Origin of the sequence: Pelosinus fermentans DSM 17108 (assembly GCF_000271485.2) — a bacterium.
GTDB classification, from domain to species: Bacteria; Bacillota; Negativicutes; order DSM-13327; family DSM-13327; genus Pelosinus; species Pelosinus fermentans.
Genome location: NZ_AKVN02000001.1, coordinates 1,279,018 through 1,301,323 on the forward strand (window position 1 = coordinate 1,279,018; position 22,306 = coordinate 1,301,323).

The following is a 22,306-nucleotide window of genomic DNA, read 5'->3' on the forward strand; positions in this document are numbered from 1 at the left end:
GAGTAATGATATAGGAGGCGGGATTGTTATGAGTAATGCTGTTCGAATTGAGAAAGGTCCAGGTGGCTTTGGTGGTCCTTTGATTATAAGAACCACAGAAACAAGAAATAAAGTAGTATGTATTACCGGTGGTGATATACATCCTGTTGCAGTTAAACTTGCAGAGATGCTGGGCGCAGAGCTGGTAAACGGTTTCAAAACAGGGGTTCCTGATGATCAAATTGCTGTAGCTGTTGTCGATTGCGGCGGTACTGCGCGCTGCGGTGTGTATCCGAAGAAAAGAATTTACACTGTGAATGTATTGCCTGTAGGAAAGTCCGGACCCCTGGCTCAATTTATTACAGAAGACATTTATGTATCTGGTGTCAAGGAATCAAGCCTAACTTTATTTGAAGGGGAATATACTCCTCCTGAACCTTCAATCGCGCCAGCAGCTACGCAGCAAAGAGCGCAGGCAGCTCCGGCAGAAAAGGGAAATATCCTGGCTCGATTTGGTAAAGCTGTTGGTGGCGTAGTGGGGATTTTCTTTCAATCCGGGCGTCATACAATTAATACAGTTATGACCAGCATACTGCCCTTTATGGCTTTCGTAAGTATGATTATTGGTATCATTTTGCAGTCTGGTCTGGGAAATATTGTTGCAAATGTCGTTTCTCCTTACGCTGGGAGCCTTCCTGGATTATTGATTATATCCGTAATATGTTCCCTGCCAGTGCTGTCGCCAATGTTAGGACCAGGTGCAGTTATTGCTCAGGTAGTGGGTGTTTTGATTGGTGTTGAAATTGGTGCAGGTCATATTCCTCCGCAGTTTGCTCTTCCAGCCTTATTTGCGATCAATCCCCAGGTTGGCTGCGACTTCTTGCCAGTGGGCTTGAGCTTGGGTGAGGCAGAACCAGAAACCATTGAACTTGGCGTGCCTGTTATCCTCATGTCAAGATTGGTGACAGGTCCTTTATCAGTAGTGATTGCTTATTTCATGGGCGTAGGATTATTTAGCTAAACGCAGAGAAATATAGCTTCTCTTATGGTTGTTTCCCGAGGATACACATTATGAAATGAGAGGGAAGTGAATGATGAAATATGAAGTTGTAGTGACGAGCATAGGAGATATGGCTACCGAATTAATGGAATCTACTGGAGATCTTATTATTTTCGATACATGTCCTTTAGATGGTTTAGAAGAAATTTCGATTATGCATACAACGGGAGAAATTAAAAGACCAATTCAAGTTGGCGATAGAGTAACCTTTGGAAAAGCACAGTATACGATTACGGCTATCGGGGATGAGGCACTTAAAACGCTAGAGGAATTGGGACACTGCACATTTAAATTCACTGGCAGCAATACAGTCGAACTGCCAGGGCAGATTGAATTAAGGGGCGAAGGTCATCCAGAGATCTCTCTGAATGATATTATTCGAATCGAAGGCAATTAAAAAGGTAAGAAAATTGCTATTTGTCTCCTTAAAGAACAAATAGCAATTTTTTTAACACGATGTGCTAGTCCGTAGCAAGATTCGTAAAATACGGTTTATAACCTTAAGAAATAAATAGGAATTAGAAAAATCAAAAAAAATAAGTCTTCTTTATAAAAATATGAAATAGGATGTGATGGCAATGAAATTGACATTAGATACGATCGGCAGATTAGAAAGTAATGATTTTTTAAACGCCAAATTGGAATGCCAATGTGGAAAACCACATAGTATCAATATTGATAAAGTGATTATTGGAAAGGACGCTCTTAATCAAGTGCCTGATGTAGTAAGAACGTTAGGTGCGAAAAAAGTGTTGCTTGTTGCAGATACAAATACTTACGAAGTAGCTGGCAAGAAAGTAGCTTCATTGCTGGCAGAACATCATTTGGCTTATAAGTCGTATGTGTATAAAGTGACTCGAGATTTAGTGCCAGATGAAGAGGCTGTTGGAAAATTGCTGCTGCAAGTCGAAAAAAATACAGATCTTATTGTTACGGTGGGAGCGGGAACGTTGAATGATATTGTAAAATTCATCAGCCGCAGAACCAATATCCCATCTATCGTGGTAGCGACTGCACCTTCTATGGATGGATATGCTTCTGACAGCTCCGCGTTAATTATTGATAATCTAAAAACGAGCGTGGAATCTTCCTATCCTAAAGTTATTATTGGTGATACTGAGATTTTAAAGAAAGCACCCATGCGGATGATCTTAGCAGGTCTTGGGGATATGATCGGAAAATATTCTGCACTAAGCGATTGGCAGGTAAGCCGCATCGTAAATAAAGAGTATTATTGTGATGTCACTTCTAGAATTTCAAGGGATGCTATTCAAAAATGTGTTGATAATATTGATGGTGTTAAGAATCGAGAGGATATTGCAATTGAAAATGTTATGGATGGTTTAGTTCGCACGGGAATTGCGATGAGTTTTGTAGGAAATTCTCGTCCGGCATCGGGGGCGGAACATCATATTTCTCACTTTTGGGAAATGAAGTTCTTATTTGAAGGTAAAGAAGCTTTGCTGCATGGTACGAAGGTAGGCTTAACTAGTATTATTGTAGCCAGATTGTATGAAATGTTAATAGAAAAGCAAGTCGATTTTGAAGAAGCTGTGGCCAAGGCTCGTATTTTTGATGAAAAAGCGTGGAGAAAATCGATAAGTGAACTTTATGGAAAGGCTGCACCTGGCATTTTGTCTATGAGCGAAAAGGATGGCAGAAATTCCATAGAAGCTAGAATTTCTAGAATTGAAGTAATTAAGGAAAATTTCCCGCAGATTATTGAAATTGCCAAGGCGGCAGAAAGAGCAAACCGAGTTGAAAGCTTAATGAAGAGTGCTGGAGCACCCATTAAGCCGGAGGAAGTTGGTGTTGACCAAAGAACGGTGCTGGACAGCGTTTTGGTAGCAAAAGAAGTACGTCCTCGTTATACCATTCTTAACTTATTATCGGACTTGGGACTATTAGAAGAGTTCACCAGCGATATTAAAAAATATATCTGAATAGGAAGGAGTCATGTTTATGGAGCCAGTAATAAATACGACACAGCAGCAAGAGATATTAAGAAAAATCAAATGTTTCGTTATGGATTTAGATGGTACTGTATATTTGGGGAAACGAATTTTAGACGGCGCTATAGACTTTTTGCACACGCTGGAAAAGAATAAAATTAAATTTAAATTTTTTACGAACAACTCTTCCAAGAATACCAAAGTATATGTGGACCGTATTCGTAATATGGGGTACCACGTAGAAGAAGATATGATGCTTATTTCCAATCATGTTATTATCAATTATCTGAAAAAACATGCGGCAGATCAAACTGTCTTTGTGCTGGGCAATGAATATCTGCAAAATGATTTTAAGGAAGCTGGGATCGTTTTAGTAGATGAGAATCCGGATATTGTGGTGGTCGGCTTTGATACTTCTCTGGCGTATGATAATCTAACGAAAGCATGTACCTTTATTCGAAATGGGGCGAGGTTCTTAGCTGTTAATCCTGATTTTAATTGTCCGATAGAAGGCGGATATATTCCAGACTGCGGAGCAATATGCGCATTGATTACGGCATCTACTGGTGTCAAACCTGAGTATTTTGGTAAGCCTACAGCTCATACGCTGCAGTATATATTAGAGAATACTGGCTGCAAAGAAGAGGAGATTGCGATTGTTGGAGATCGACTATATACAGATATTGCTCTTGGAAAAGGAAATAATGTGACAACGATTCTAGTACTGTCTGGTGAAAGTCAATTAGTGGACATTCCAGGGAGTGAGGTAAAGCCTACTCTTGTATTCCCTTCATTAAAGCAAGTGAAGGAAGCATTAGAAGAAACTGCTAACGTATAAAATATGAATATACGTTTCTTTACGGAGCGTTGAAATACAGAGTACGCAAAGAACACAAAGATAAGTTGAAAATAGACTCCTTTGTGTCCTTTGCGTCTTTGCTATTGTTGTTTTATGAATGTTCATGTGTTAATAATCCATAATATTTAATGTATCAGGAAATTTGTCTCTATTGAAAACCATGGCAGAATTCAGGGGAAAGGTGATTATCAATGAGCAGATATAAAGGGATTATCTTTGATTTGGACGGCACTTTACTGGATACTCTGAGTGATATTGCCAATAGTGTGAACGAAGTTCTTGCCAGCTATGGGTATCCGGCGCATTCAAAAGAAGAATATCGAATCAAAATTGGTAAGGGTTTTCGCAACCTGCTTGAACAAAGTATGCCAGAGGATACAGAACCGGCAGTCATTGAGGAAGGGGTAGAAAAATTTATCAAAGCGTATCATGAAAACTACAAGAAGGAAACAAAGCCATATGGCGGAATTGTTTCTTTGCTGAAAGCGCTCAATAATAAGGGGATGCCAATAGCCGTAAATTCTAACAAGCGTAATGATTATACCAATAATCTACTGCGGTATCTGTTTCCTGGTATTGTTTTCAGCGCTATTTATGGCGAGCGTCCCGGTTTTGCTAAAAAACCCGATCCGCAAGCTGCCTTAGAAATTGCCAAGCAAATGCAGCTTGATCCCAAAGAAGTATTATATGTCGGTGATTCTAAGACAGATATGATTACGGCGCAAAATGCCGGTATGGATAGTATCGGCGTGTTGTGGGGGTTTCGCGATGAGAGAGAGTTAAGAAATCATAATGCCACTTATGTCGTAAAACGACCGCAGGGTATTTATAATATTGCATTTTGGGGATCGGCCGCGAATTCTATGGAATAGGAACTTCCTCATGGTACAAAGTAAGTAACTTGATGATAGAACTTTTTAATATCCCTAGAAAGATAGGAGGTATACACGCTAATGCATGTATACCTCCTATCTTTCTGGAGAAATCAGTTAGATGTTTTGTTAATCACTCATAATTTTTTGACCATAAGTTTTTTGCCAGTCTTCCGTGAACGTATTAACACTCCAATCTGTCAGCGGGTGGGAGAATAATTTGCTAAATACATCTTCATTGACCGTTACTGCCTGGGCTCCAGCTAAGCAGATTTTTTGAATTTGCTCCGTATTTTTAAAGCTTGCTGCCAGAACTTGGGTCTGGAAATGATACGTTTGAAAGATGGTAACAATATCGGCTACTACGTTTACTCCGTTGCCAGAAATGTTATCAATTCGATTTACATAAGGAGCAACATAACTGGCTCCTGCTTTAGCCGCCATTAATGCCTGCTGGGGGGTGAACACTGCTGTAGCGGTGACTTTAATGTTTCGTTCCGTAAGGTATTTTATTGCTTTGTAGCCTTCAGGAATAACGGGAATTTTTACATAAATATTTCCTTGAAAAGTATTATGTAAGAACTCTGCCTCTTCGATAATTTTTTCGGCATCTTGATTGACCACTTGTGCATGCAATGTTTTTTCATCACTTAAAATACAACGAATTTCTTGTAAAACATCTACATAGTCTATCTTTTGTTTCGCTAAAATACTGGGGTTAGTTGTAACACCGTCAATGACATAGGTGTCATTGGTCTTTCTTATAAAATCAATATCGGCAGTATCCAGTAAGATTTTCATTAGCTATACCTCCTGAAATATAATATAAAATACTAACGAGGAGCTTTTGATGCTCCTCGCTAGAAACGTTATAACACTAAAAAATACTAGCCTCTATATTTCTTGTCAATATCAGCTACCAAATTAATTTTGGGCGTTGAAGATCCAGGCGTGAATTCAGAAGCAAGCCAGGTTTTGGCGATCACTTTAGCTAATTCGGGACCGATGACCCTGGCGCCCATTGTAATGATTTGAGCATTGTTGCTCTTAATGGATCTTTCAGCAGAAAAAGTATCATGACATAAGGCTGCAAAAATACCAGGGACTTTATTAGCAGTAATGCACATACCGATACCGGTTCCACATAGCAGCATGCCTCTAGCAGATTCACCCTTTTTAACGCTCTCAGCAACTGTTTCAGCAATATTAGGATAAAAGGTTGCATCATCGGCAGAAGGAATTCCGAAATCTCTTACTTCATGTCCTAGCTCTTCCATATATTTTTTAAGGATATTTTTTAATTCAAAAGCGGCGTTATCACAGCCAATTGCAATTTTCATTTGTTTTTCACCTCATAAATTATTTCTTATTATTCAAACTGTTGTTAAGAAAGCTGCCTCCTTTCATTAAAATTCTTGACTTTATTTATGAAAGTGATCTAAATCATTAGCGTATATCACTTTGTTTTTTCCTTTTGGAAAAGGTATTCAGTTCTTTTTGAAAAGAGGAAGGTATTTAGCGGAATATTTTACTCTAATGGATTATAATATTTTCTTTTTCTTTCTATTACTTATTATTTGTTTGCTTTTGAGTTCATTATATGAAAAAAAGAAACAATCGTCAATAGGTATTGATTATATTTTATATTGAAAAATAAGATACTTTTTATTAAACATAGTAAAAATGAGTAAAAAATAGAAAAAAAGAAACAAAAAGAAAATTAAAAGTGGTATAATTAAAGCAAATATAGAATCGTTACAATGAAAAAATGCAATGAGCTGAAAGTGGTGAAAACAAAAATAAAGGATGGGAGATGTCTAGTATGATGAAAGCAGCAGTATTTTATGGTCCACAAAATGTAAAATTTGAGAATCGAGAAGTACCTAATATCAACAAAGGCGATATTCTTATCCGAGTAAAATATTGTGCAATTTGTGGTACTGATGTAAGGATTTATAACTTTGGTCAGGCAAATGTAACTCCTCCAAGGATTACAGGTCACGAGCTGACGGGGATCATAGAAAATATCGGGAGTGAAGTGGAAGATTATCAAGTTGGGGATAAGGTGCTAGTAGTTCCTCAAATGACTTGCGGCAAATGTCATTACTGTTTGCAAGGCAAAAGCAATCTTTGTGAAGAAGTGTTATTGTTTGGCTATTCTCTGGATGGTGGCTTTGCTGAATATATAAAAATACCTGCACAAGCTGTAAATCGAGGAAATGTGATAAAGTTGGATGATACTGCAGATCTGGTGGATGCTACTCTTACAGAACCTTTATCTTGTGTTATTAATGGTCAAGAACATTTGCAGATTGGCATTGGTGATGAAGTTTTGGTCATTGGGGCGGGAGCAATTGGTGCTATGCATGTAGCCTTGGCTAAAGCAAAAGGGGCCGCAAAAATTATTCTTGCAGATGTAGCACTGGATCGGCTGGAACTTGCGGGAAAATGTGGAGCTGATTATCTTATTAATTCAAAAAGTGTAGATCTTATGCAAGAAGTAATGTCTCTTACCAATGGTAAAGGGGTCGATGTGGCAATTACTGCTTGCTCAGTGCCTATTGCCCAGTCACAAGGGCTGCAACTTCTTAAAAAAGGCGGAAGACTTAGCTTATTTGCAGGTTTGCCTAAAGATCATGCTATAAATCCTTTAGATATGAATCTTGTCCATTATAGAGAAATATCTGTTTATGGAGCCTATGCTTCAACCATACCTCAGCATATGACGGCCTATCAGTTATTGGCTAAGAAAATTGTGGATGGGAAGAAAATCATTACGAATGTCTTGCCAATGGAACAGTTGGTTGAGGGATTCGGTATGGTGAAAAAGGGCGAAGGGTTAAAAATTGTCGTAAAATTATAAAAAAATCACTGTTTGCTCGATGAAGAGCAAACAGTGATTTTTTTATTCATTGACCTTACTAGCCGATTAGAACATTGATGTTCATATTTCGTAATTGTGCAATTATTTCTGCTGGTGCACTGTCGTCGGTGATAAGGGTATCCATTTGATCAGTGGCAGCAAAAGAAGCCAGAGAAGAAGTGTCGAATTTACTGGAATCCATGAGAGTGACCAATTTAGCTGAAGACTCAACCATCCGTTTTTTTAGATCTACCTCATATACATTGAAATCCATCAGCCCGTCTTTTATCGTAAAACCGCTGGCGGAAGTGAACATGATATCAATTTTAAGCTGAGTTAAGATGTTGGTTCCTAATGTTCCCTCAAGAGCCGTTGAGCCAACCCGAATGACTCCGCCAAGCAGAATGACTGTTATTAAGGGATTATCTCTCAATTCGAGAGCTGTATAGATGCCATTTGTAATTACTGTTAAGCGTACTGGCATAGTTTTTAATAGTTTAGCAAATTCACGTATGGTAGAGCTTCCATCTAAAAGAATGCATTGACCATTAGTAACCAATTCAGCTGCTTTTTTGGCAATGGCGGATTTTTGATTCTGATTCTTTTGCTCTCGTACCGAAAAAAAGTTTTCTGGATCAACTTGTTCGGAGATAATAGCACCACCGTGAAACCTCTTAATAAGACCTTCTTCTTCCATCGTTTTCAGATCATTGCGCAGAGTAACCTCTGTAACACCTGAAAATGATGACAATTCTTTCACTGTAGCTTTTCCATGGCTACTGAGAAATTCGAGAATTTTTTTTCTTCTTTCAATTAAAAACATAGTTTCTCCTTGTTGATCGTTTATCATGTTCTTGCTTTATAAGCAAAGTATATAAAATATAGTCTGGCAAATGATTACGGTTAAGTAAATTCCCTAAAAGTTGTATATTTACAATTACAGTTATCATAGCAAAAACTAAGAAAACAATCAATACTAGATTCATTAAAAGAAAAAATAATAAAAAATAAAAAGAAAAAGCAAGAAAAAAGATAGTAAAAATAAGATAAAAGATAATAAAATAGTTGACAAAGTAAAGTCTAGTGATAAAATATAAGTAAGAACTTGCATTGCTAAATATTGTGGTTCATGATATTTAGAAATGCTGTACAATATCATTTATAATGTGTATCTTAACTCAGATTGGAAAAAAATATGTAAAAGGGGAGATTTTGATGAAAATATTTATTGATACTGCAAACGTTAGTGACATTGCTAAAGCAAATGATCTGGGAGTTATTCGCGGAGTTACTACCAACCCTTCCTTGATAGCAAAAGAAGGACGTAATTTCCAAGAGGTCGTGCAAGAGATATGCGCGATCGTTGACGGTCCTATTAGCGCTGAGGTTATTAGTCTGAAAGCAGACAAAATGGTGGAAGAAGCATTGCCTTTAGCTGCATTAAATCCTAATATTGTTATTAAAATTCCTATGACAATTGAAGGACTGAAAGCTGTTAAGGTATTGACAGCAAAAGGTATTAAAACAAATGTTACGTTAATCTTCTCTTCCAATCAAGCCTTGTTAGCTGCATCGGCAGGTGCCAGCTATGTAAGTCCTTTTATCGGGCGCTTAGAAGATATTAATGAAGATGGTTTAAAAGTGGTTGAAGAAATTGCTGCTATTTTTAAAATTTATGGTTTTAAGACGGAAATTATTGCTGCGAGCATTCGTACCGTGCGCCATGCTACACAAGCAGCCTTAGCAGGTGCTCATATTGGTACTATGCCTTATAGTGTAATTGAACAGATGGCTAAGCATCCTTTAACCGATGCCGGCATCAGCAAATTCTTAGCTGATTGGGAAAAAGTTAAAAATAAATAATATAGTAAAAGGTTGAAAGGTGAAATACGGCCTTAATTGGCCGTATCTTATCTAATGACAATCGGGAGGTATCGTAAATAGAGTGAATATTGAATTAATTAATAGTTTAACAGAGAAAACATTGAATATACGTAAGAATATTATTCGTATGATTACACAAGCGCAATCAGGTCATCCGGGTGGTTCCCTGTCGGCAGTAGAAATTCTGACCTATCTGTATTTTAAAGAAATGAATATTGATCCTTCAAATAGTAAAAATCCTAAGCGGGATCGATTTGTTTTAAGTAAAGGGCATGCGGCACCCGTATTATATGCTGCGTTAGCTGAAAGAGGGTTCTTTTCTGCCGATGAATTATTAACGCTGCGTAAAATAAATAGTCGATTGCAGGGACATCCTGATATGAAGGGAATTCCTGGCGTGGATATGTCTACAGGATCTTTGGGACAAGGATTGAGTGCTGCGGCTGGAATGGCTTTAGCTGGCAAAATCGATGGCAGCGCTTATCGCGTCTTTGCATTGTTGGGCGACGGTGAACTAGAAGAAGGACAAATATGGGAAGCAGCAATGTTTGCAGCTCATTATAAGTTGAATAATCTTACCATTTTTATTGATTTCAATGGTCTTCAAATTGACGGTTCGATTTCCGAAGTGTTATCACCTCTGCCTATTCCAGAAAAATGGAGTGCTTTTGGCTGGAATGTTATTGAGATCGATGGTCATGATCTCGAAGAAATCCATTGTGCTGTTCAAAGTGCCAAAGGAGTTCTTGATAAGCCAACTGCAATTATTGCTACTACCATTAAGGGAAAATGTATCAGAAAGATGGAGAATGCAGCAGAATGGCATGGGAAAGCTCCATCCATTAGCGAATGTGAAGAATTTTTATTTGAGCTGTCAAGGGGAGGGCTATAGAAATGGCAAAAGCTACACGAGAGGCCTACGGTGAGGCATTAGAAAAAATGGGTGGCCTTTGCTCTAATATTGTAGTGTTGGATGCGGATTTATCCAAATCAACGAAAACCTGCATATTTGCTAAAAGTTACCCTGAACGATTTTTTAACGTTGGTATTGCAGAACAGAATTTAGCGGGAGTTGCTGCAGGTTTGGCAGCAGCGGGAAAAATTCCTTTTATCTCTACATTTGCTATGTTTGCCAGTGGACGTGCTTACGAACAAATACGAAATTCGATTTGCTACCCGAAGCTAAATGTGAAAATTGCCGCCACACATGCTGGTTTGACAGTAGGGGAGGATGGGGCTTCTCATCAGTCGATTGAAGATATCTCTTTAATGCGCAGTATTCCTAATATGACGGTGCTAGTACCGGCTGATGGGAATGAAACCTGCCAAGCAATACAATTCGCTGCTGAGTATGATGGACCTGTGTATATTCGTTTAGGACGTATGGCAGTACCTGATCTATTTACAGAAGAATATAGGTTTGAGCATGGCAAAGCTGTTTGCTTAGTGGAAGGAACGGATGCAACCATTGCTGCAACAGGAATAATGGTTCATATTGCTAAAGAGGCTGCTGAAAAATTGCAAGCAGAAGGTTTCAGTATTAGAGTATTGAATATTCATACCATAAAACCAATTGATAAAGACGCGATTGTAAAAGCAGCAGAGCAAACAGGCGCTATTGTTACTTGTGAAGAACACAGCATTATTGGGGGGCTCTCCAGTGCAGTAGCAGAAGTGCTGGTGGAGAATCTTCCTGTACCGATGGAACGTGTTGGAGTACGTGATACCTTCGGTGAATCAGGCATTCCAAAAGAGCTTTTAAAAAAGTACGGACTTACTGTGGATGATGTGGTGTTGGCTGTTAAGAAAGTCATTGCCAGAAAACATAGATTACGATCCTATGAAAAGAAAGGGGAATTGTAATGGAACTCAATTTGCAAATTAAAAATAAGGCGGGGCTGCACGCAAGACCAGCAGCTATTTTTGCTCAAAAATGTTCTACCTTTAAATCCAACATTACGATAATAAAAGAGAATAAGCAGGCTAATGGGAAAAGCCTAATTAATCTTATGGGGTTAAGTGTAAAACAAGGAGATACAATCACATTGAAAATTGATGGACCCGATGCTGCTGAAGCAGGCGCTGCTTTGAAGAAAATCGTGGATGATAAGTTTGGTGAAGAGTAATAACAGAGGAAAAGGAGAAGAACCTGCAGCTTCTTCAGGAAGTATTATGAGCCAAAAAGCAAAAGAAAAAAATCGCTTTTTAGCGGCACAGCAAGCAGCGGAAGCAGAGATTATCAGTTTGCAGCAATTAAACGAAAAAGATAAAGAAGGGCAGGCTGAAGTTTTAGCTGTTCATAGGGAATTAGTGAGTTCCCGATCATTTAGTGATTCTGTTATGACTTTCATCAATAAGGATCATGCAAATGCAGAAGCAGCGGTGGAATATACTGTGAACGAAATTGTTTCTATGCTGGTTCTCCTCGAGAATGATTATATGCGGCAACGAGCAGTAAATATTAAGGAAATTGGCAATCGTTTATTGCGCCACTTACGAATAACAAAGACCTAGATTACCTTCACGCGAATCCATTCGTATTTTAGTGGAGATAGTTTTTTTATAATAAAATAGCTAGAAACCTTATTGAAAAGGTTTCTAGCTATTTTTGGTTTGTGTGACATTTATGCTATTAAAGGGGAAAGTGCCCAATCTTAACGATACGTTGCTGCGTAATTGGCATTATTTGTTCCACGTACTCCAGTAATATTCCAATCACCGCCTTGACTTCTCACAAGATCCATTTTAAAGCGTTGATTGGTATCTTGTTTTACCACTTGAACTGTGGCCCGATTGCCTGATTGGGAAAGAAGGGAAAAAGAATCACGGTTTGCATCAAATCCGTATCTGGCTGCAGAATCTTTAGCAACGGTTATAGGGCTGGTTTGGTAATAACCGGAATCATAATAGCCATTATAGCGATTGCTGTCACTGCCATAATAGATACGGCCATCTTTGTATACTGCCCGGTTATCGCTAGAACTTGGCCAGCTGCGATTGTGTTGATGCCAGCCATTTCTATTATTGTGCCGGGTATCATATTTACTGCCATTGCCATCATAGCGAGTATCATAACTAGCGCTGGCGTAAGTGCCTCTAGTATTCGTATTTTTACTGCTATCATACCGGGTATCATAACTGGAACCATTGTTATATCTGGTATTATATCTCGAACTATCATTATATCTGGTATCATAGCTGGCACCGGTATTATGTCTGGGAGCGTAAGTGGCATCATTGCTTGCTCTAGTAACATTTTTGTTATTACTGCCATTATACCGAGTGTCATAGCTGGAGCCGTTGTTCTGCCTCGTGTTATAGTGGGAACTATCATTATACCTGGTATCATAACTGGCACTTGCTTTGGTTTGCTCTATTTTTATAGGATGAATATTAGGATTTTCAGCAGCAAAAGTGGTAGCAGGAAGTGCAGTACCTGCAGCACCTGTCATAATAGCAGCACCTGCTAAAGCGGCAGCGTATTTTTTATATTTTCCACGGAGCATTTTTCGTTTAGATAATTTTCTTTCCATACATATCCTCCTCCTTTGATTTTATTTTTAGTCTTCCAAAAAGTCATTGTCAAAATTCATGGAAAATTAAACAAGAAAAAATAATAAAAAGCCTTCCAGCGTTATAGCTGAAAGGCTTTTTATTATTTTGTCTGCCCTTAAGTTCGTGTATGGACGGGCAGAGCTGCTTGCAGGCATGTTTCATGATTGAAGTCTGCTATTTCAATTTGGATCGTAGTGTGGTGAATTTGAAACTGGTCGCGAATGCTGCTGATTGCCTCCTGCAGGATAGTTTGGGCATTCTTGCTCTCTTCAATTAGCAGATGGCAGCTTAGTGAGTCGAGGCCGGAGGTGATTGTCCAGATGTGCAGATCGTGAACATCACGAACGCCATCGATACGCTGCAGGGACTCTTTTACTTCCAGCCAATTGATTGTAGGAGGCGTTCCTTCGAGCAGGATGTTCACCGATTCATTGATCACACCCCACGCGCTTCGCAGAATTAACAGTGCAACAATGACGCTGATGATGGGATCAGCCGTATACCAGGAGAAAAAATACATCAATAATCCTGCGATTATGGCCCCGACAGAACCAAGGGCATCGCCGAGAACATGAAGATATGCACTGCGGAGATTAATGCTCTTGTCCATATTTCCCTTTTTCGTCAATACGAGGGCACTTAATAAGTTGGCGAGCAGGCCGATCACAGCAATGGCGATCATGTAGATACTATTGACTGACGGCGGTGCGAAAAAGCGTCCGTAGGCTTCCCAAACAATCAAGCCGGCAATCATAAATAAAGTCACTCCATTGAAAAAAGCAGCCAGTATTTCAAAACGGTAAAATCCATAGGTTTTTTGGGGTGACGGCGGTTTAAGTGCCAGAACAGTTGCAAACAGGCTTAATCCCAGGGAGGTAGTGTCACTGAGCATGTGCCCGGCATCAGAGAGTAAAGCAAGACTGTTTGTAAACAATCCTCCCAGGAATTCAAGAACCATGATACCTGCAGTGATAATCAGTGATATTGTAAGTGCAGTACGGTTGTTTTTTACATGAAGAGGTCCTTCATGACTATGACCATGATGATGCCCCATATGATGCCTCCTTGTGTAGCGTTCAAAGTTTTCATTTTTCCATTATATCACAAAGTAGGACGACGCTTCTTGACGGCGATAATATTTCTCTTTACAATAAGGAGAAGATAATAAATTGCTGTTAGACATTAGTAAAAGTGCGGGCACTATTTGTCGTTAAGAGGAATAGTGCTTTTTGTTATTGTAGATTTTCTATACTGCTCACCTATATTTTAGAAAAGGATTGATGATATGAATTGTACCTTGCAAGATCAAGAAAATATAATAAAGGATAAGGGAAAATCCTCTGTCTTATGGATTGCGTTTCTCTTAGGAGCATTGGCTTCTTTTGGACCCTTATCCATTGATATGTATTTGCCTGCATTGCCGAATCTGGTCACTGAGCTAAATTCCAGTACCTCTTTAGCGCAGCTGAGTTTGACATCGTGTCTGCTGGGTATTGCCTTAGGGCAATTATTTGTGGGACCTTTCAGTGATGTATTTGGACGTAGGGGACCTTTATTAATCGGATTATGTATTTATGTTGTCTCGTCCTTATTATGTATGTTTGCCACTACAATTTGGACATTTATCACAATGCGCTTTATTCAAGGGGTAGCGGGATCAGCAGGAATTGTTATCTCGCGAGCAATTGTAAGGGATCTTTATTCAGGTTCGGAAATGACGAGGTTTTTTTCCCTGCTAATGTTAGTAAATGGAGTAGCCCCCATTCTGGCACCGATATTAGGCGGGCAGGTTTTGCAGGTTGCCTCTTGGCGAGGTATTTTTTTAGTACTGTTTGCTGTTGGAGTGGTCATGTTATTTGCCGTATTTTTGGGTCTGCGGGAAACGCTGCCTCTTAGCCGCCGCTCAAAGGGCGGTTTAAGAAATACGATACTTACTTTTCGTGAATTAATAAAAAATCGAACTTTTATGGGTTATGCACTAGCACAAGGTTTTGTAATGGCTGGCATGTTTGCTTATATCTCTGGTTCTCCTTTTATCCTGCAAAACATTTTTGGTGTTTCACCGCAGATGTTTAGTTTGCTTTTTGGGATTAACAGCATTGGCATCATTATTGCCGGACAAATTACAGGACGACTTGCAGGGCGAATTCCTGAAAAGAAACTTTTGATTACTGGGCTGACTCTTTCTTTTGCAGGCGGGGTTTTGCTGCTGATTATGATTCTAATTGGGGGAGGACTTTACTCCATCTTGCTGCCATTATTTGTGGTGGTTTCCAGTGTCGGGATTGTTGGCACCAGTAGTTTTTCCTTAGCCATGCAGGATCAAGCAAAAGCGGCAGGCAGTGCATCAGCTCTTATTGGAGTGTTGTCTTTTGTCTTTGGAGGGCTGATGGCACCTCTTGTTGGCATTAGCGGAAGTCATACTGCTATCCCTATGGGAATTACCATTGCGGTTGCTGAAACCGCTGCAGTATTATCCTATTTCTTTTTAGTCAGGCGTGCATAGTCTAGTATCTTAAATGACGTAATGTACTAGTTATATATATTTAGCTGGAAATGTGGAGGAAAAATTGATATACTAATATATTAGTATATCAATGAAGATGGATTTGGAGGACACTATGGAAGTAAGTATAATTGAAAAAAATCCGCGGGAATCTACGCGAGAATATGTATATCGATTTTTAAAATTTAATATAATGGAATTGAAATTAATTCCAGGCAGTGCTTTATCGGAAAAAGACATAGCGCAATTGTTAAATGTAAGCAGAACTCCGGTCCGAGAGGCATTTATCCAATTATCTCAGGAATATTTGCTCGATATTTTACCACAAAAAGGAACATATGTATCCCTTATTGATATTGAAAATGTTGAAGAATCCAAGTTTTTACGTGAAACCATTGAGAAGGCAGTCATGGCTATGGCTTGTGTTGATTTTCCAAGTGATAAGCTTTTTGAACTTCAATCCAATATTGCTTTGCAAGAATTATGCTTTAAGGAAAAAAACTATTTGCGGTTTTATGAACTAGATGAAGAAATGCATAAAATTATCTTTGTAGGCTGCAAAAAGGCACGGATTTGGTCCATGATTCAGCAGATGAATACACATTATAATCGAGTTCGAATATTGAATATAGCTGGCGGATATGATGCTCTGCCTGTCTTAAAGCAACATAAAGAAATTCTTCTTGCTATTAAGGAAAAAGATGGAGAACTGGGAATGAAGACGATTGATCTTCATTTAAATAAGGTGAAGTTTGATATTGAGGATCTGCGGAGGGATTATAAGGATTACTTTAAACAATAAACTAATCCTGCATTATACCGTTTTATAAATACTGTTGGCATAGCCACTTGAAAGAGATGTACTCTTTTGGGTGGCTATATTAATTGTAGGCATGATGCAGCAAAAAACTAAAAATACTGACTTTATTATAAAATACTGATAAATGGTATTTACACTAGTATGGTAGTATGTTAGAATTTGAGTAATAAACAAATGGGAATGAATTCTCCTTACGTTGATGAATTCGTAGTTATCGATAATGCTAGTACATCCATTTGTTATTTTAACTTTAAAGGGGGTCCGAATGTAAATGATTATGTCATTTCGTTGGTACGGCACAGAAAATGATTCCATATCCTTACAAAATATCCGGCAAATTCCTGGAATGAAAGGAGTAGTAGGAGCATTATTTGATGTTCCAGTTGGTGAAGTTTGGCCATTAGATAAAATCCTTGCATTGAAGAAGGAGATCGAAGATCAGGGATTATTACTGGAAACGATTGAAAGTGTTAATGTTCATGAAGATATTAAGTTGGGACTTTCATCACGAGATCAGTATATTGAAAATTACATCATATCGTTGAAAAATCTAGGGCAAGCTGGAGTAAAGGTGGTTTGTTACAACTTTATGCCAGTATTTGATTGGACACGAACCGATTTAGCCAAAGTGCTGCCAGATGGTTCAACTGCTTTGGATTTTGATGTTCGATTGATTCAAGGCAAAGATCCGCAAAAAATGGTAGAAGAAATGCAGGCAAATTCCAATGGATTTGAGCTTCCGGGCTGGGAAGACTGGCGCTTAAAAGAATTAAAACATCTTTTTGATTTATATAAAGATATTGATGAAGAAAGGCTATTTGGTCATTTAGAGTATTTCTTGAAAGCAGTAGTACCTGCCGCAGAGGAATATGGCATCAAAATGGCAATCCATCCGGATGATCCACCCTTCCCGGTATTTGGGCTTCCCAGGATTGTAACTTCCAAGAAAAATTTGAAAAGAATTGTTGATATGGTCGACAGCCCTAGCAATGGCTTGACCATATGCAGCGGATCATTGGGAGCAAATCTGGAGAATAATATACCGGACATTATTCGTTACTTTGGTGATCGCGTTGCTTTTGGACATGTGCGTAACGTACAGGTTCATGAACCTGGAATCTTTAATGAGACGGCTCATAAAGCGGATGAAGGTTCTATTGACATGTATGAAGTTATGAAGGCATTCCACGATATTGGTTTTACAGGGCCGATAAGACCTGACCATGGGCGAATGATCTGGGATGAAAAAGGCAGACCGGGTTACGGCTTATATGATAGAGCCTTAGGGGCCAATTATTTGTGTGGCCTTTGGGATGCTATTGTGAGAAGTGCGGGTAAGTAATAGAAGTGAAAGGAGCTTTGTCATGTTAGTCCTAAACAAAGAAAGTATAAAAGATACCAGCTTATGGGAACAAGCAGGCATAGAAAATTTGAATTTCAATCATGAGAAAATGACCGCTTTGACAAAGGAAAATCCTACATGGGTGCACTTCGGGGCTGGTAATATTTTTAGAGGATTTATTGCCATGCTGCAACAATCACTTTTGAATTCAGGAACAGTAGATTCAGGAATTGTTGTAGTGGAAACCTATGATAGCGAAATTATCGATAAAATATATGCTCCTTATGATAATTTAGGTTTGTTAGCCATTATGAATACCGATGGCAGCTTGGATAAAAAAATTATTGGCAGCATAGGCGAAAGTCTAGTGGGAGACCCCTCAAGAGCAAATGACTGGCAGAGAATACAAACCATCTTTTCGAAACCTTCGCTGCAGGTAGCAAGTTTTACAATCACAGAAAAAGGTTATAGTTTAAAGAATGCAGCAGGAAATTATTCTGCCGATGTACGGGAAGATATGAAGAAGGGGCCGGATAATCCAAAAAGTGTGATGGCTAAAATTGCATCATTAGCTTACACCCGTTATCAACATGGAGAGCTGCCAATTGCTTTTGTTAGTATGGATAACTGCTCCCATAATGGAGATAAACTTTATCGCGCTGTAGAAGCAATTTGTAGAAAATGGGTTGAGCTGGGTTTGGTGGAAGAGGGCTTTTTGAACTACATAAATACTCCGGAAAAAGTATCTTTTCCCTGGAGTATGATTGATAAAATCACACCTCGACCTGCCGAAAGCGTTAAAAACACATTGAATCAAAGTGGTTTTGGAAGTACAGATATTCTTTGTACAACAAAAAACACATTTATCGCTCCTTTTGTGAATGCCGAAAAGCCTCAGTACTTAGTAATAGAAGATAAGTTTCCCAATGGACGTATGCCGTTAGAGCACGTAGGCGTGATCTTTACTGATAAACAGACCGTAGATAGAGTTGAGAAGATGAAGGTGTGTACCTGCTTAAATCCCCTGCATACTTCTCTTGCAGTTTTTGGTTGTTTGTTAGGGTATACATTAATTGCCGATGAGATGAAAGATCCAAATTTAAGAAAATTGGTAGAAAAGATAGGCTACGAGGAAGGTATGCCGGTAGTTGTAGATCCGCAAATTGTGGATCCAAAAGCTTTTATTAAAGAAGTGATTGAAGTAAGGTTTCCTAATCCGTATATCCCCGATACCCCACAACGGATTGCATCCGACACATCGCAAAAAGTAGGAATACGTTTTGGAGAGACAATCAAAGCGTACTCTGAAAGGGTTGATTTGGATCCAGCGAGCCTTACCTTTATTCCTTTGGTAATTGCCGGATGGTGCAGGTATTTGATGGGAATCGATGACCAAGATGCTGAAATGAGTTTAAGTTCTGATCCATTGTTATCTACCTTAAAAACCTATATTTCAGGAATAAAAATGGGGAATGTAGAATCTGTGGGAGATTCTTTGCAGCCGATACTTTCCAATGAAGAAATTTTTGGTGTAAATCTTTATAGCGTTGGCTTGGGAGAAAAGATTGAAGACTATTTTAAAGAAATGATTTCTGGCCCAGGTGCTGTAAAAGCTACCTTACAAAAATATGTAAAGAATTAAAAAAAACATAGTATTACATAAGATGTATATAAAAGATAAACTCAGGAGCATCGGCTCAAAAACGCTTCTGGGTTTATCTTACAGAGAATGGATACTGTTGCTTGATCTAATGTAGATATAAAGAGAAAAAACAAAATCTTTACATTTATCAAAACATATTAAATTTGCTGAATTATTATTAGGAGGAATTTAAAAATGTTTAAAAAGTATCGGTGGAACATTGTACTCATGCTATTTCTAGGTAATGCTCTAAACTATGTTGATAGAACAGCCATGTCAGTTGCCTTACCAATATTGAATAAACGATTTGAATTGACACCTTTTGAATCAGGGTTGATTTTGAGTAGTTTTTTTGTAGGTTATGCCCTTTTTAATTTCGTAGGCGGTTATCTTTCAGATAAAGTGGGACCCAAGAAAGTTATGGGATCAGCCATGGTTGTTTGGTCACTTTTTTGTGGACTAACAGCAGGAGCATATAATTTTGTGTCATTGCTTATCGTCCGACTTTTCTTTGGCTTTGGTGAAGGACCAATTACCGCCACCACAAATAAGACTATGAACAATTGGATACCTGTCAAAGAAAGGGCGACTGCAGTTGGGATTTGTAATGGGGGTGCTCCCGTTGGCGGAGCGTTATCTGCTCCAATTGTCGCATTTGCCTCTTTGGCGTGGGGGTGGGAAGCAACTTTCATTATTTTAGGGGTAATTGGTTTCATATGGGCGTTAGTATGGTGGAAGGTAAGTGCTGATAAGCCAGAAGACCATCCCATGGTATCTAAGGAAGAAGTAGCAGAAATAAATGCAGGCAGGATTGAAATAGCAAGTACTGAGCCAACTGCTTCAGCTCAAGTTAAAGTTTCACTGCTGTCGATTATTAAGCAAAAGAGGATATTTGCTTTGTTGTTGGGAATGTTTGGATATAATTATACGCTATTCTTTTTTCTTACATGGTTTCCTACCTATCTAGTAGATGCAAGGCATCTGAGTATTAAGGAAATGGGCTTTGCTGCGATGATTCCATGGATAGCGGGAGCTATCGGCCAACTTCTTGGCAGTATTATTATTGACTATATATACAGGAAGACAGGAAAATTGCTCTTTTCCAGAAAAGTCGTTTTAGTGACTTGTCTGATGCTAGCTGCGCTATGTGTTGGCTTAACCGGTTTTGTTAATGATGTGGTGTCGGCGGTTTCTCTAATGACCGTAGGTATTTGCTTTTTATATTTACAGGCTACAACGTATTGGGCTATTATCCAAGATATTGTGCCAAGGGATAGAGTTGGCGGAACCAGCGGATTTATTCATGCAATGGCCAATGTTTCCGGAATCTTGGGACCATCAATAACGGGATGGCTGGTACAAACAACTGGTCAATATACATCTGCATTTGTGTTGGCAGCAAGTCTGGCTATGATAGGCGCATTAGCTGTTGCTTTCTTCGTAAATGGACCTAAAGTTCCTAAGAATCAGGAAGTAATTGTATAAAAATGAATGATAGGTGATATACATGAATGGATTTATGGATGAAAATTATCTTTTGGAGACAAAAACGGCTAAAAAATTATATTTTGAGTATGCAAAAGATATGCCTATTTTTGATTATCATTGCCATCTCCCTGTTCAAGAAATTGCAGATGACAAAAAGTTTGAGAATATAACACAGCTCTGGCTCAGTGGGGATCATTACAAATGGAGAGCATTAAGAGCTAACGGCATATCGGAAGAGTATATTACAGGCAATAAAAGTGATTATGAGAAGTTTAAAAAATGGGCTGAAACAGTTCCCTATACTATAGGAAATCCTTTATTCCAATGGACATATTTTGAGCTTCGACACTATTTTGGAATTCAGAATCAGCTAACCCTGGAAACTGCAGATGCAATCTGGAATAAATGTAATGATATGCTCCAGCAAGAAGATTTTTCAGCAAGAAATCTGATCAAACGGTCCAATGTCAAAGCCCTTTGTACAACGGATGATCCGGTAGATACCTTAGAGTATCATAAGAGGATAAAGGCGGATGAAACATTTGACGTAAAAGTTCTTCCAACATTTAGGCCTGATATGGCTTTAGAAGTTGGTCATGAGAAATTCCGTAACTGGCTGAATAAATTGGGGAATATTACTGGCATTGCCATTGAAACATTTGAGGATTATCTTGCGGCATTAAAACGTAGGATACAGGATTTTCACGAAGTTGGCTGCCGTTTATCTGATCATGGGTTACCGGAACATTTTTATAGGGAAGCCAATCTCGCTGAGATACATAACATATTTGATAAACGTTTTGATAAGCAAGCGATATCGATTGAAGAACAAGTTAAATTTCGTTCGGCAATTTTAATTTTTTTGGGAAAAGAATATGCACGGCATGGCTGGGCTATGCAAATCCACCTTGGAGCAATACGTAATACAAACACTAGAATGTTACGTTCAATTGGCATTAATACTGGCTTTGATACGATAGCAGATTATAATATTGCCGATGAATTATCTCTTTTCTTGGATGCACTAGATACAGTACAGTTACTTCCTAAAACAATCTTGTATTGTTTGAATCCTAGAGATAATTATATGCTGGCAGCGATGGCGGGAAATTTCCAAAGTGATATACCGGGGAAAGTTCAATTTGGATCGGCATGGTGGTTTAATGACCATGAAGAAGGTATGATCGACCAAATGAAGGCTCTGTCAAGCATTGGATTATTTTCCCGGTTCGTTGGGATGCTAACTGATTCCAGAAGTTTTATTTCTTACACAAGGCATGAATATTTTAGACGAATTGTATGTAATCTTGTAGGAAACTGGGTAGAGCAAGGCAGCTATTATCAAGATTTTGATTTCTTAGGTAAAATGATAAAAGGTATATGTTTTAATAATATTAAAGATTATTTGAATGTTGAAGTAGAGTAAACCTCACCCTAAAAACAGTACAAATAAGTTTACTGTCAAAAATCTGTTATGCTTGTCT

The 22,306-nt window shown here is 38.6% G+C and carries 22 protein-coding genes; 17 read left to right on the forward strand and 5 right to left on the reverse strand.

Annotated elements, in window-relative coordinates; genetic code table 11:
* The first annotated feature begins 28 nt into the window (after positions 1–28).
* The 5 genes from srlE to FR7_RS05635 all read left to right on the forward strand — a co-directional run bounded on the left by srlE (position 29) and on the right by FR7_RS05635 (position 4,722).
* On the forward strand, positions 29–1,000 hold the full coding sequence (srlE, locus tag FR7_RS05615; RefSeq protein WP_007931538.1) for a PTS glucitol/sorbitol transporter subunit IIB: 972 nt from the start codon (positions 29–31) through the stop codon (positions 998–1,000).
* Between the two features lie 70 nt (positions 1,001–1,070).
* Positions 1,071–1,436 carry a PTS glucitol/sorbitol transporter subunit IIA gene (locus FR7_RS05620; RefSeq protein WP_007931535.1) on the forward strand — a complete coding sequence of 122 codons (366 nt, stop codon included), beginning with the start codon at positions 1,071–1,073 and terminating at the stop codon, positions 1,434–1,436.
* A gap of 181 nt (positions 1,437–1,617) precedes the next feature.
* Positions 1,618–2,982, forward strand: a complete 1,365-nt coding sequence (locus FR7_RS05625) for a sn-glycerol-1-phosphate dehydrogenase (RefSeq protein ID WP_007931533.1) — start codon at positions 1,618–1,620, stop codon at positions 2,980–2,982.
* A gap of 19 nt (positions 2,983–3,001) precedes the next feature.
* Complete coding sequence (locus tag FR7_RS05630) at positions 3,002–3,829, forward strand: HAD-IIA family hydrolase (protein WP_007931531.1); 828 nt, start codon at positions 3,002–3,004, stop codon at positions 3,827–3,829.
* Between the two features lie 212 nt (positions 3,830–4,041).
* On the forward strand, positions 4,042–4,722 hold the full coding sequence (locus FR7_RS05635; RefSeq protein WP_007931528.1) for an HAD family hydrolase: 681 nt from the start codon (positions 4,042–4,044) through the stop codon (positions 4,720–4,722).
* 129 nt (positions 4,723–4,851) lie between these two features.
* Here FR7_RS05635 and FR7_RS05640 read toward each other — a convergent pair whose 3' ends face one another.
* Complete coding sequence (locus tag FR7_RS05640; protein WP_007931526.1) at positions 4,852–5,523, reverse strand: transaldolase family protein; 672 nt, start codon at positions 5,521–5,523, stop codon at positions 4,852–4,854.
* Between the two features lie 86 nt (positions 5,524–5,609).
* The gene (locus FR7_RS05645; protein ID WP_007931524.1) at positions 5,610–6,062 is read right to left on the reverse strand and encodes an RpiB/LacA/LacB family sugar-phosphate isomerase; all 453 of its coding nucleotides are present in this window, start codon (positions 6,060–6,062) and stop codon (positions 5,610–5,612) included.
* Between the two features lie 482 nt (positions 6,063–6,544).
* On the opposite strand from FR7_RS05645, the gene FR7_RS05650 reads away from it, so the two are divergent.
* Positions 6,545–7,585 carry a zinc-dependent dehydrogenase gene (locus FR7_RS05650; RefSeq protein ID WP_007931523.1) on the forward strand — a complete coding sequence of 347 codons (1,041 nt, stop codon included), beginning with the start codon at positions 6,545–6,547 and terminating at the stop codon, positions 7,583–7,585.
* 58 nt (positions 7,586–7,643) lie between these two features.
* Here the strand turns inward: FR7_RS05650 and FR7_RS05655 are convergent, their stop codons facing one another.
* Positions 7,644–8,408: a DeoR/GlpR family DNA-binding transcription regulator gene (locus tag FR7_RS05655; RefSeq protein ID WP_007931522.1), complete on the reverse strand. Its 765-nt coding sequence runs from the start codon at positions 8,406–8,408 to the stop codon at positions 7,644–7,646.
* Positions 8,409–8,800: 392 nt separating this feature from the next.
* On the opposite strand from FR7_RS05655, the gene fsa reads away from it, so the two are divergent.
* The 5 genes from fsa to FR7_RS05680 all read left to right on the forward strand — a co-directional run bounded on the left by fsa (position 8,801) and on the right by FR7_RS05680 (position 11,983).
* Complete coding sequence (gene fsa / locus FR7_RS05660) at positions 8,801–9,448, forward strand: fructose-6-phosphate aldolase (RefSeq protein WP_007931521.1); 648 nt, start codon at positions 8,801–8,803, stop codon at positions 9,446–9,448.
* Positions 9,449–9,530: 82 nt separating this feature from the next.
* A complete protein-coding gene (locus tag FR7_RS05665; RefSeq protein WP_007931520.1) occupies positions 9,531–10,361 on the forward strand; it encodes a transketolase in 831 nt (276 codons plus the stop codon).
* A gap of 2 nt (positions 10,362–10,363) precedes the next feature.
* The gene (locus FR7_RS05670) at positions 10,364–11,332 is read left to right on the forward strand and encodes a transketolase family protein (protein ID WP_007931519.1); all 969 of its coding nucleotides are present in this window, start codon (positions 10,364–10,366) and stop codon (positions 11,330–11,332) included.
* Positions 11,332–11,595, forward strand: a complete 264-nt coding sequence (locus tag FR7_RS05675; RefSeq protein WP_007931518.1) for an HPr family phosphocarrier protein — start codon at positions 11,332–11,334, stop codon at positions 11,593–11,595. Before FR7_RS05670 ends, FR7_RS05675 begins: the two co-directional genes overlap by 1 nt.
* Positions 11,585–11,983 carry a phosphoenolpyruvate-utilizing N-terminal domain-containing protein gene (locus FR7_RS05680; RefSeq protein ID WP_017531431.1) on the forward strand — a complete coding sequence of 133 codons (399 nt, stop codon included), beginning with the start codon at positions 11,585–11,587 and terminating at the stop codon, positions 11,981–11,983. Before FR7_RS05675 ends, FR7_RS05680 begins: the two co-directional genes overlap by 11 nt.
* Before the next feature lie 140 nt (positions 11,984–12,123).
* Here the strand turns inward: FR7_RS05680 and FR7_RS05685 are convergent, their stop codons facing one another.
* Together FR7_RS05685 and FR7_RS05690 are read right to left on the reverse strand one after the other, a co-directional pair.
* The gene (locus tag FR7_RS05685) at positions 12,124–13,002 is read right to left on the reverse strand and encodes a hypothetical protein (RefSeq protein WP_007931516.1); all 879 of its coding nucleotides are present in this window, start codon (positions 13,000–13,002) and stop codon (positions 12,124–12,126) included.
* A 137-nt stretch (positions 13,003–13,139) separates the two neighbouring features.
* Positions 13,140–14,078 carry a cation diffusion facilitator family transporter gene (locus tag FR7_RS05690; RefSeq protein WP_007931514.1) on the reverse strand — a complete coding sequence of 313 codons (939 nt, stop codon included), beginning with the start codon at positions 14,076–14,078 and terminating at the stop codon, positions 13,140–13,142.
* A 231-nt stretch (positions 14,079–14,309) separates the two neighbouring features.
* Here FR7_RS05690 and FR7_RS05695 point away from each other — a divergent pair, with 231 nt between their 5' ends.
* The 6 genes from FR7_RS05695 to uxaC all read left to right on the forward strand — a co-directional run bounded on the left by FR7_RS05695 (position 14,310) and on the right by uxaC (position 22,248).
* Positions 14,310–15,530, forward strand: a complete 1,221-nt coding sequence (locus FR7_RS05695) for a Bcr/CflA family multidrug efflux MFS transporter (protein WP_007931512.1) — start codon at positions 14,310–14,312, stop codon at positions 15,528–15,530.
* A 115-nt stretch (positions 15,531–15,645) separates the two neighbouring features.
* A complete protein-coding gene (locus FR7_RS05700; protein ID WP_007931511.1) occupies positions 15,646–16,332 on the forward strand; it encodes a GntR family transcriptional regulator in 687 nt (228 codons plus the stop codon).
* 289 nt (positions 16,333–16,621) lie between these two features.
* Entirely contained in the window at positions 16,622–17,692 is a 1,071-nt protein-coding gene (gene uxuA, locus FR7_RS05705; RefSeq protein ID WP_007931509.1) for a mannonate dehydratase, read from the forward strand.
* A 22-nt stretch (positions 17,693–17,714) separates the two neighbouring features.
* Positions 17,715–19,334 (forward strand): mannitol dehydrogenase family protein, encoded by a 1,620-nt coding sequence (locus FR7_RS05710; RefSeq protein WP_007931508.1) that lies wholly within the window; start codon positions 17,715–17,717, stop codon positions 19,332–19,334.
* A 195-nt stretch (positions 19,335–19,529) separates the two neighbouring features.
* A complete protein-coding gene (locus FR7_RS05715; protein WP_007931506.1) occupies positions 19,530–20,819 on the forward strand; it encodes an MFS transporter in 1,290 nt (429 codons plus the stop codon).
* A gap of 22 nt (positions 20,820–20,841) precedes the next feature.
* Positions 20,842–22,248, forward strand: coding sequence for a glucuronate isomerase (gene uxaC, locus FR7_RS05720; protein ID WP_007931505.1), 1,407 nt, complete (start codon positions 20,842–20,844; stop codon positions 22,246–22,248).
* The last annotated feature ends 58 nt before the right edge of the window (positions 22,249–22,306 follow it).